Annotated in this window: 10 protein-coding genes; 6 read left to right on the top strand and 4 right to left on the bottom strand. The window is 69.8% G+C overall.

Annotation, left to right across the window (positions count from 1 at the left end):
• Positions 1-56: 56 nt before the first annotated feature.
• Positions 57-266: a hypothetical protein gene (locus O9K63_RS12195; RefSeq protein WP_277238204.1), complete on the top strand. Its 210-nt coding sequence runs from the start codon at positions 57-59 to the stop codon at positions 264-266.
• 207 nt (positions 267-473) lie between these two features.
• Positions 474-1,136, top strand: a complete 663-nt coding sequence (locus O9K63_RS12190) for a pilus assembly protein TadG-related protein (RefSeq protein WP_277238203.1) — start codon at positions 474-476, stop codon at positions 1,134-1,136.
• 18 nt (positions 1,137-1,154) lie between these two features.
• Here the strand turns inward: O9K63_RS12190 and O9K63_RS12185 are convergent, their stop codons facing one another.
• The 4 genes from O9K63_RS12185 to O9K63_RS12170 form a co-directional block, all read right to left on the bottom strand.
• Complete coding sequence (locus O9K63_RS12185; RefSeq protein WP_277238201.1) at positions 1,155-1,772, bottom strand: hypothetical protein; 618 nt, start codon at positions 1,770-1,772, stop codon at positions 1,155-1,157.
• Positions 1,772-2,902 carry an OmpA family protein gene (locus tag O9K63_RS12180; protein ID WP_277238198.1) on the bottom strand — a complete coding sequence of 377 codons (1,131 nt, stop codon included), beginning with the start codon at positions 2,900-2,902 and terminating at the stop codon, positions 1,772-1,774. Before O9K63_RS12180 ends, O9K63_RS12185 begins: the two co-directional genes overlap by 1 nt.
• Before the next feature lie 149 nt (positions 2,903-3,051).
• Complete coding sequence (locus O9K63_RS12175; protein WP_277238197.1) at positions 3,052-4,131, bottom strand: inositol-3-phosphate synthase; 1,080 nt, start codon at positions 4,129-4,131, stop codon at positions 3,052-3,054.
• A complete protein-coding gene (locus O9K63_RS12170) occupies positions 4,128-4,745 on the bottom strand; it encodes a PadR family transcriptional regulator (protein WP_277238195.1) in 618 nt (205 codons plus the stop codon). Before O9K63_RS12170 ends, O9K63_RS12175 begins: the two co-directional genes overlap by 4 nt.
• Positions 4,746-4,862: 117 nt before the next feature.
• Between O9K63_RS12170 and O9K63_RS12165 the strand changes: the two genes are divergently transcribed.
• From O9K63_RS12165 to O9K63_RS12150, 4 genes are all read left to right on the top strand, one after another.
• Positions 4,863-7,220 (top strand): transglycosylase domain-containing protein, encoded by a 2,358-nt coding sequence (locus tag O9K63_RS12165; RefSeq protein ID WP_277238194.1) that lies wholly within the window; start codon positions 4,863-4,865, stop codon positions 7,218-7,220.
• Positions 7,220-8,545 carry a hypothetical protein gene (locus O9K63_RS12160; protein WP_277238193.1) on the top strand — a complete coding sequence of 442 codons (1,326 nt, stop codon included), beginning with the start codon at positions 7,220-7,222 and terminating at the stop codon, positions 8,543-8,545. Before O9K63_RS12165 ends, O9K63_RS12160 begins: the two co-directional genes overlap by 1 nt.
• A gap of 158 nt (positions 8,546-8,703) precedes the next feature.
• Positions 8,704-8,991, top strand: a complete 288-nt coding sequence (gene rpsF, locus O9K63_RS12155) for a 30S ribosomal protein S6 (RefSeq protein ID WP_277238191.1) — start codon at positions 8,704-8,706, stop codon at positions 8,989-8,991.
• A gap of 72 nt (positions 8,992-9,063) precedes the next feature.
• The gene (locus O9K63_RS12150) at positions 9,064-9,651 is read left to right on the top strand and encodes a single-stranded DNA-binding protein (RefSeq protein ID WP_277238189.1); all 588 of its coding nucleotides are present in this window, start codon (positions 9,064-9,066) and stop codon (positions 9,649-9,651) included.
• Positions 9,652-9,695: the final 44 nt, after the last annotated feature.

Raw genomic sequence — 9,695 nt, 5'->3', positions numbered from 1 at the left:
GGTTCCCCGCTCAGGGGGCCCCGGGAACCACACGGACTGATCCAGGGAGTATCACCATGACGTACAAGGCCGCCGCCAAGTTCACCGTCGCCAAGCACACCCTCACCCAGCGCCTGGCAGAGCAGGAGCGCGGTGCGAGCGCCCTCGAGTACGTGGGCATGCTCATCGTCGCCGCCATCATCGTCGGTGCCGTCATCACGGTCATCGACGGTGCGGACGTTCAGGGCGCCGTCACCGAGGCGGTCAACGAGATCCTGGACAAGTGATGCCCGGGTAGGCACGAGGACCGCTGTTCTCCTGCCTACTTGAGCAAGGGGCCGGGGTCCGCTGTGCACCCCGGCCTCTTGCTGCCGGGTCGTGGAGCGACGTGCAGATCGCGAGCAAGCCGGGAGGATGGATCCATGAGCATCAGGGGCGGTCAGCAGCGAAGAAAGCGTAGGCCCGATCGGAAGGCAGAAGAGGGAGCAGCCGCGATGTCGATCATCGTCGTCGTCGCTATCCTGCTCCTTGCCTTCGCCATGCTCTTCGGGGTGCGGTTGAGCAAGGCCACGGACGAGGCATCGAGCCTCCAGGCCGCCGCCGACGCCGCAGCGCTCGCCGGTGCGCAGTCCGTCGTCACCGACGCGCCGGGTCAGATCGTCTCCGCGCTGGTCAGTGGTCAGTCGATTCCCGGTGGCCTGGGCCAGTCGGCCGCCTCGGACTTCGCCAACCGCAACGACTCCACGTTGGTTTCCTACAGCTACAGCCCGGTTCAGGACAGGGTGCGCGTCACCGTGCGGAGCCAGGACAGCCTCGAGTCGGGTGAGCGGGAGGAGCGCTCCGCAGCCGCGAAGCTCGGCATGGCGCTGGGTCCGTGTGACGTGCCGGACACTCCCGCCCCTCCGTCCACATCGACGACCACATCGACGACCACCTCGCCGTCGAGCTCTCCGTCCGGCTCGTCATCGAGCTCACCCTCGACGACCCCTCCCGCACCTCCGCCGGTGGATGACATCGGCGATGCCATCCAGTGCGGGGGTCTCGAACTGCCTGTCCTGTGGGAGTGGAGCGAGGACGACGGCTGGGGCCTGGGCTTCCAGAACGTCAACGCCGACGTGATCAAGGATCTCGGGCTCGAGCCGGCGCTGGCCGACTGAGGCCGTGAGGCGGGGCGACTACCGGCTGACGGGCACGGTCACCGGGTCGAGCTCCTGGAGGATGACCTCGACCTCCTGGACATCCTCGGGCAGCGGCGGGTAGACGACTTCTTGGGGCTGCGGCTCGGTGAGCGCGCTGTACACCGCGGTGCAGGCGCAGACATCGCTCTTCTCGCCATCGAGCTCCGGCAGCTTCGCGGTCACCGACTGCATCCGGACGTCGGAGCCGGGCACCCGCAGGGAGGGTTGCTGGCTCCAGAACTCACCTCTGACCCGGAAGGCGACCTCCTCGTCGGCGAGCAGTTGGTAGTGCAGGGTCGTCGCACCCTCCGAGGCGGTGACTCCGGTCACCTCGAAGGTCACCTCCTCGCCTCCGACCTGCGGGTCGGTACCGCCCACCCCAAGGTTGACCTTGCCGGAGGTGGAGCCCACGACCTTCGCCTCCTCGTAGGAGTCGAAGACCTCGGCACTACGGTCCTCGGTGGCGGCGTCGGTGGTTTCGCTGCTCGGGCTGCTGGCGGTGCCGGAGCTGCTGCTGGATCCCTCCGGAGTGTCCGAGTCGCCGGAGCAGGCGGACAGGGCCAGGGCGAGCAGCGCTGCGGTGGTGACGGTGGCCAGCTTGGTACTGCGGGTCATCATTCGGCTCCCGGGAGGGTGATCGTCACGCGGCGGTTGAGTGCCTTGCCGTCGTCGGTCTCGTTGCTGGCGATCGGCTCGCTCTCGCCCTTGCCGTCGGTGGTGATCTTCGAGCCGGAGGGCAGCAGGTCCCCCAGGGCCGTGGCCACGGACTCCGCGCGGCGCTCGGACAGGTCCTGGTTGTAGTCCTCCTCGCCGCTGGAGTCGGTATGGCCCGTGACAGAGATGCGGCCCTTCACGTCGGCCGCCTCGACCTTCTCTGCCGCCTCCCGGATCTCCTTGGTCGCCTTGCTGGTCAGGGTGGCCTTGTCGACGGCGAAGAGGACATCGGCCGACAAGTCCAGCGACCGGGAGTCGGACTCCTTGCGCTCACTGATCGCGGAGCCCTCGAGGACCTCATGGGTGGTCAGGGGGAGCACGAACCGTGACGGCTCGGCAACGGCGGAGATGGCCTCGGTGTCGACCTCGGGCCAGCCCATCCCCACGGTGATCGGCTCCTCCGTGTCCGCCACCGGCTCCATCGGTCCGTCCTCGACGGGCACGTCGGTGAAGAAGTGCCCGAGGACGCGGAGCGCAACGGTGTCCACGTCGTCGGGGACCGGGGGCACCGCAGCCGTACCGACGTAGGCCTGACCGGGCTGCGGCTCGTCCGGCAGCGCGTCGGTCCAGGACTGGCAGATGCAGTCGGAGGCGCTGAGCTCCGTGGGCTCATCGCCGCTGTACAGCGTCGTGTACGCCTTCCCGTCCGGCACGTCGAGGACAGCGACGTCGCCGAACCGCTCTCCGTCCTCATGGAGGGGGGACATCGTGGACTCGAAGCCGAAGGCGTGCGTCAGTTCCTGCCGGTCGGACCCCGGTGTCGAATCGGGGGTGTAGCCGGCGGAGTAGTAGACCATCGTCGCGCCATCGACTCGGCGGACGCCGTGGACGCTGATGAGCACATCCATGGTGGTCTCCGGGGTGTCATCCCACGAGACGGCCTTCACCTGTCCGAGGATCGGCACCTCGCCCTCGGCGTGAGCGGGCGTCGCCACGGCGAGCCCGGACAGCAGGAGCGCGGCCCCGGAGGCCGCGCCCACCACCCCTTTCACAGGTTTCCGGCGCGGACGTCCCCTGCTCATCGCGGTCATGGGGGTCACTGTACGAAAGCGGTGGTGGCTTGTCTCACCGACTGCCGAGGGCACGGGCGAAGGGAGTGGCCCGGGCGGGCCACTCCCTTCGCCATCGTGGTCCCGGGGCGCGCTCGCCGCGGAACCTGCACCTCGCCCCGGCGGGGGCGTCAGCGGGGCTCGTCGCCGGTGATGAACGCCTCGAGCCGGCGGCGGCCCTCGGTGTCCTCGCGCTGCTCCGGCGGGGACTTCATCAGGTAGGAGCTCGCGGAGAGCAGGGCGCCACCGATGCCGCGGTCCTTGGCGATCTTGGCCGCGCGGATGGCGTCGATGATGATGCCGGCGCTGTTGGGGGAGTCCCACACCTCGAGCTTGTACTCCAGGTTCAGCGGGGCGTCGCCGAACGCGCGCCCCTCGAGACGGACATAGGCCCACTTGCGGTCGTCGAGCCACTGGACGTAGTCCGAGGGGCCGATGTGGACGTTCCGCGCGCCGAGGTCGTGGCTGAGGTTGGAGGTGACGGCCCGGGTCTTGGAGACCTTCTTCGACTCCAGGCGCTCGCGCTCGAGCATGTTCTTGAAGTCCATGTTGCCGCCGACGTTGAGCTGGTACGTCCGGTCGAGGACGACGCCACGCTCCTGGAAGAGGCGCGCCATGACGCGGTGGGTGATCGTCGCGCCGACCTGGCTCTTGATGTCGTCACCGATGATCGGCACGCCCGCGTCCTCGAACTTCTGCGACCACTCCGGGTCGGAGGCGATGAAGACCGGCAGGGCGTTGACGAAGGCGACGCCGGCGTCGATGGCGCACTGCGCGTAGAACTTGTCCGCCTCCTCCGAACCGACCGGCAGGTAGGAGACGAGCACGTCGACCTCGGCGTCCTCGAGAGCCCTCACGACGTCGACCGGCGCGGCGGGGGACTCGTCGATGGTCTCCGCGTAGTACTTGCCGATCCCGTCGAGGGTGTGGCCGCGCTGCACCTCGACCCCGGTGGTGGGCACGTCGCAGATCTTGATCGTGTTGTTCTCGGAGGCGTTGATCGCCTCGGACAGGTCCTTGCCGACCTTCTTGTCGTCGACGTCGAACGCCGCGACGAACTGCACGTCCGAGACGTGGTAGTCACCGAAGGTCACGTGCATCAGACCCGGGACGCTCCCCTGCGGGTCGGCGTCCTGGTAGTACTGCACGCCCTGGACGAGGGAGCTGGCACAGTTGCCGACACCGACGATGGCGACGCGGATGGAACTCATGGGTTCTCCTTGGTGGGTGGCTGGGTCCGTGGTGGGTTGAAGGCGGGGTGTCCGGGGTCGGTCAGGCTGCCCGGGCGGACCCGGGGAGCCTGCCGCTCGGTCTCGATGAGGTCCTCGATCCAGGCCAGCGCCCGCTCGGTCGAGTCCTCGCCGTGGGTGCGAAGGGCGTTGGTCCAGCGGTCCGCACGCTCGCCGGCGGGGTCGTCGCTGCGCATCGCCGCCAGGCGCTCGGCCAGCCGGGCGCGGCGACCCTCGAGGATCCGCAGCCGGACCTCCCGCTCCGTGCGGGCGAAGAAGGCCAGCCGCACGTCGAAGGCGTCGTCCTCCCAGCTCCCGGGGTCGCTGCGGTCCGCGAGGGCGGCGAAGGTGGCGCGCCCCTCGTCGGTGAGCGTGTAGGTGATCCGCTGACGCCGCCCGGTGCCGGGCTCCTCGTGGTCGACGCTGATGAGACCACGTCCCTGCAGACCCGCGAGGCAGGGGTAGAGCGTGCCGAAGGAGAGGGCGCGGAACGGACCGAGCCGGGAGTTGAGGCGTCGACGCAGCTCGTACCCGTGCAGGGGGCTCTCGTGGAGCAGGCCGAGCACGGCGAACTCGAGCATCTCTCGACGGCGCACGTGGGAACTCTACTCGATGTATCGACAAGATATGTCGACCTCGGGTGCACCCCCATGTCGAGGAGCGTCCATACTGGATGGCGCACGACTGCCCCCTTCGCCCCACGAGGTGTCCCCATGGCCGATAAACCACGTACGCGTGCCGACGCACGTCGGCGGCGTGGCGCGTCCACGCGGGGCCGCCCCGCCGGCGGCCGCCGAGGGAAGCGGGGCATCCTGCGCACCCTCCTGCTCGCCTTCGCGGCGCTCGTCGCCCTCGGCGTCGCGGGGATCGTCATCGCGTACCTGGTCATCGACATCCCCGAGCCGAACGACCAGGCGGTGGCGCAGGCCTCGGTCCTCTACTACTCCGACGGCGAGACGGAGATGGACCGGATCGCCAAGGTCAACCGCGAGTCGGTCGAGCTGGAGAACGTGCCCGAGGAGGTCCGGCACGCCTTCATCGCGGCCGAGGACCGCAGCTTCTACGACAACAGCGGCATCTCGCCCAAGGGCATCCTCCGTGCCGTGAGCGGTGTCGTCTTCGGCGAGGACCGCGGTGGTGGCTCGACGATCACCCAGCAGTACGTGAAGAACTACTTCCTCACCCAGGACCAGACCTACCTGCGCAAGTTCAAGGAGATCCTCATCTCCATCAAGATCGACGGGGAGCTGAGCAAGGACCAGATCCTGGAGAACTACCTCAACACGATCTACTTCGGTCGCGGGGCGGACGGCATCCAGACCGCGTCCGAGGCCTACTTCGACAAGGACGTGGAGGACCTGTCCGCATCCGAGGGCGCGCTGCTCGCCAGCGTCGTCAACGCGCCCTCCCTGTACGACCCCGCGCTCGGCGAGGAGCAGAGGAAGCGGGCCCAGGGGCGGTGGAACTACGTCCTCGACGGCATGGTCGAGCAGGGCTGGATGACCGCCGCCGAGCGGCAGGACGCGGCCTTCCCGAAGACCACGGCGCCCAAGCGCTCCCAGACGCGTGACGACGACATCGGCTTCATCACCGAGGAGGTGCGGGCGGAGATGCGCCGTGACCTCGACATCACCGACGCCCAGCTCGACCGCGGCGGCTTCAAGATCGTCACGACGATCGACAAGGCCGCTCAGCGGTCCGCGGCCGAGGCGGTCTCGCAGCACCGTCCCACGGGGGAGCGGGCCTCCGACCTGCACATCGGCCTCGCCTCGATCGAGCCCGGTGACGGCGCCATCCGAGCGATGTACGGCGGGCCGAATTTCGGTGAGGGCAAGAACGGGTACTTCAACGCCGCCGTCGACGGCAAGATGCAGGCCGGCTCGACGATGAAGCCCTTCACCATGATCGCGGCCCTGCGCGAGGGCTTCCCGCTCGACACGAAGTACAGCGGCCGGAGTCCCTTCTACGACGACGCCTTCATCTACGACGGGCCCGGAGCGACGGACATCCAGGAAGAGGGTGGCGTCGTCAACTACAACGGCGTCTCCTTCGGCCCCGTGGACATGCGCACGGCCACCCAGAAGTCGATCAACACCTACTACGCCCAGCTGAACCTCGCGGCGACCCCCAAGGCGACCGCGGAGGCGGCCGAGGCGGCGGGTGTCACGGCGTGGTCGGGCAACGAGCGCGTCCCGCTCAACACCGACCCCTCGAACGTCTTCGGTACCGACGCGGTCCGGGTGATCGACATGGCCAATGCCTACGCGACCATCTCCGCAGAGGGGATGCGCGCCGAGCCGTACTACATCAAGTCCGTGACGGGCACCGGTGGGCGGGACGTCGACTACGAGGCGAAGCCGGACGTGCGCCGCGTCTTCCCCGAGGACGTCACCCGCGACGCGATCCAGGCGATGAGTCGGGTGGACGAGCCCGGCGGGACCGGGTACCCGACGGTCGCTGACCTCGGCCGTCCCCTCGGCGGCAAGACCGGCACGACCTCGGACAACTACGCCGCCTGGTTCGACGGCTTCACGCCGGGTCAGCTGGCCACGGCCGTGGGCATGTACAAGGGCGACGGCAGGCTCGTCGAGAAGAACCAGCTGACGAACATCGGCGGGTACTCCGAGATCACCGGTGGCACGGTGCCGGCGCTGATCTGGACCGACTACATGATCGGTGCCCTGAAGGGCGAGCCGGTCGTCCAGCTGCCGCCCCCGGGCAACGTCAAGAAGAAGCCACACACCGACCTGCCGTCCGGTGCGCCGACCCCGTACACGCCACCGCCACCGCCGCCCGAGCCCGAGCCGACGACGACCCAGGCGCCGGAGCCCACGACGAGCAGCTCGACCAGCTCGTCCACGACCAGCTCCACCAGCTCGACCACGAGCAGCTCGACCAGCTCCTCCTCCACGAGCTCGTCGTCCTCGACGACGACGACGACACCGAGCCCGACCTCGTCCTCGACGCCACCGCCTACGACGTCGACGACCACCACCGAGCCCGAGCCGAGTCTCACCGTGCCGCCGACGCCGGGTGGCGGGGCCACGACGACGGGGAACGGGTCCGGGTAGTGCCCCGCGAGTCCGTGCCCGGCGACCTGCTCCCGCAGGACGCCACCGCCGTCATCGGCGGACGGCTCGGGCGTCGGGCCGCGGGGCGGCAGCGATCCCCCCGCCGGCTCGTCCCGGTCATCCTCGCCATGGTCGGCGTGCCCATGGCGGCGGCCGTCCTGAGGCAGGGCCACTGCGTGGCCCGGGGATGGAGCGGTGACGAGCAGTTCTGGCGGGGATGCTTCTCCGACCTGCCGGCGCAGTACCAGCTGGCCGGCCTCGACTCCGGCCTGACGGGATGGCTCACCTCCGGTCGGGAGCCGACCCAGATGCCCCTGGTGTCGGGGTTGATGGCGCTCCTCGGGGGCTTCGTCCCGTCCGAGGCCGGGTGGCTGGAGGCGACCCGGTGGTACTTCGCCATGTGGGCGGTCCTCCTGGCCGTCTGCGCGGTGGTCGGGGTGTGGTGCGTGGCCCGGATCAGGCCGGAGCGCCTCGACCTGGCGACCCAGCTGGCGCTCTCGCCGGTCTACGTCGTCGCGGCCCTGCTCTCCGCGGACCTCGTGGTCGTCGTGCTCGTCCTCGGGGCCGTGCTCGCACACAGCCGACGACGGTCGACGACCGCCGGGGTCCTGCTCGGCCTGGGGCTGACCGGTCATGCCTGGGTCGGCATCGTCCTGGTCGCACTCCTGGTCTCCGCACGACGCCCGGGGGATGGTGCGGCGGCCCTGCGCACCGCCGCCATCGCGCTCGGCACCGCCGCGGCGATCGGGATCCTCCTGCTCCTGGTGGCGCCCGAGGTCGTCACCGGGCCGCTCATGTCCTGGTGGGCGGAGTCCGCGGGCTACGGCTCGGTGCTGAGGATCCCGGCCCTGGTGGGCCATCCGCTCCCCGCGTGGGTGTCGCCGGCCACGGCGCTCCTGGGGTGGCTCGTGGCGATCGTCGGGTCGATCCTGATGGCTCGACGCGCCTGGCGTCCGGCGAGCTGGGCGCAGGTGGCGGCCTTCGCCGTGCCGGTGGTCGCCATGACCGGGACCGCCGTGCCGGTCCAGGCCGCGCTGTGGGTCCTGCCGCTCGCGATCCTCGCCGGCGTCACGTGGCGCACCCACCTCGGGTTCGTCGCGGTCGAGGCGGTCCATGCCGGCGCGCTGTGGGTGTACATCGGTGGCACGTCGGACCCGGACGTCGGCCTCCCGGGTGAGTGGTACGCGGTCGTCGTCCTCGGTCGCGCCATCGCGTGGTGCTTCCTCCTGTGGAGCGTCTGGTACACGCCGGTGGACAATCCGAGCGCCCGTCCACAGGCCCCCTTCGCCCCGGAGTCCCGTCCACAGGAGCCGGTGCGGGCCTGACCGCCGGGCTGCTCCCCGGGCACGCTTTGGTGCGAAGGGAGTGCAGCCGATACCCTGAACTGTCCCGATCTGCCGTCTGGCGGGTCGGTACGGATGCACAGACCCTCCTGTCACGGAAAGACCGTGACCGCACAGACCGAAGGAGGCGGGTTATCAGCATGCGTCAGTACGAACTCATGGTCATCTTCGACCCGGAGAACGACGAGCGGAGCGTCCAGCCGCTGTTCGAGAAGTTCCTCACCGTCGTCACCAAGGACGGTGGCAGCGTGGAGAAGGTGGACCACTGGGGTCGCCGTCGTCTCGCCTACGAGATCAACAAGAAGGCCGAGGGCCTCTACGCCGTCGCCAACATGACGTGCACGCCGGAGACGAGCAAGGAGCTCGAGCGTCAGCTCGGCCTCTCCGAGCAGGTCCTGCGCAGCAAGATCATGCGCGCCGACGCCTGAGGCGTCCTCCCCGGGTCCCCAGCAGCTGCTGAGGACCTCACCTGAGACGATCACCGATCGAGAAGGAAACCCATGGCAGGCGAGACCCCCATCACCGTCGTCGGAAACCTCACGGCTGACCCGGAGCTCCGGTTCACCCCGAGCGGCGCGGCCGTGGCCAACTTCACCGTTGCGTCCACCCCGCGCACCTTCGACCGTCAGACCAACGAGTGGAAGGACGCGGAGACGCTCTTCATGCGCTGCTCCGTGTGGCGCGAGGCCGCGGAGAACGCCGCCGAGTCGCTGGTGCGTGGCGCGCGCGTCGTCGTCACCGGCCGCCTCGTCTCCCGCTCGTGGGAGGACAAGGAGACCGGGCAGAAGCGCACCGTCATGGAGATGCAGGTCGACGAGGTCGGCCCGTCGCTGCGTTACGCCACCGCCAAGGTGACGAAGACCCAGCGCGGCGGTGGCGGCGGCCAGGGTGGCGGCTGGGGCGGAGGCGCGCCGCAGGGCGGCGGCTCCGGCTTCGGTGGCCAGCAGTCCGACCCGTGGGCGACCGGTGGCCAGCAGGGTGGCGCCCAGCCGCAGCCCGGCTTCGGCGGCCAGCCCGCCGGTGGCCAGGGTGGTCAGCCCGGTGGTGGCTGGGGCAACGCGCCCAGCTACGACGAGCCCCCCTTCTGATCGATCGCTCACGCTCGGCCCGGGCCGAGCACTGACAACACCCC

Source organism: Janibacter cremeus, assembly GCF_029395675.1.
Taxonomy (GTDB): Bacteria; Actinomycetota; Actinomycetes; order Actinomycetales; family Dermatophilaceae; genus Janibacter; species Janibacter cremeus_A.
Note: the sequence above shows the minus strand (reverse complement) of the source record. Positions and strands in the feature narration are given on the sequence as shown.

Coding starts and splice junctions, on each gene's coding strand:
- O9K63_RS12195 (WP_277238204.1), top strand. CDS start 57: ATGACGTACAAGGCCGCCGCCAAGTTCACCGTCGCCAAGCACACCCTC.
- O9K63_RS12190 (WP_277238203.1), top strand. CDS start 474: ATGTCGATCATCGTCGTCGTCGCTATCCTGCTCCTTGCCTTCGCCATG.
- O9K63_RS12185 (WP_277238201.1), bottom strand. CDS start 1,772: ATGACCCGCAGTACCAAGCTGGCCACCGTCACCACCGCAGCGCTGCTC.
- O9K63_RS12180 (WP_277238198.1), bottom strand. CDS start 2,902: ATGACCGCGATGAGCAGGGGACGTCCGCGCCGGAAACCTGTGAAAGGG.
- O9K63_RS12175 (WP_277238197.1), bottom strand. CDS start 4,131: ATGAGTTCCATCCGCGTCGCCATCGTCGGTGTCGGCAACTGTGCCAGC.
- O9K63_RS12165 (WP_277238194.1), top strand. CDS start 4,863: ATGGCCGATAAACCACGTACGCGTGCCGACGCACGTCGGCGGCGTGGC.
- rpsF (WP_277238191.1), top strand. CDS start 8,704: ATGCGTCAGTACGAACTCATGGTCATCTTCGACCCGGAGAACGACGAG.
- O9K63_RS12150 (WP_277238189.1), top strand. CDS start 9,064: ATGGCAGGCGAGACCCCCATCACCGTCGTCGGAAACCTCACGGCTGAC.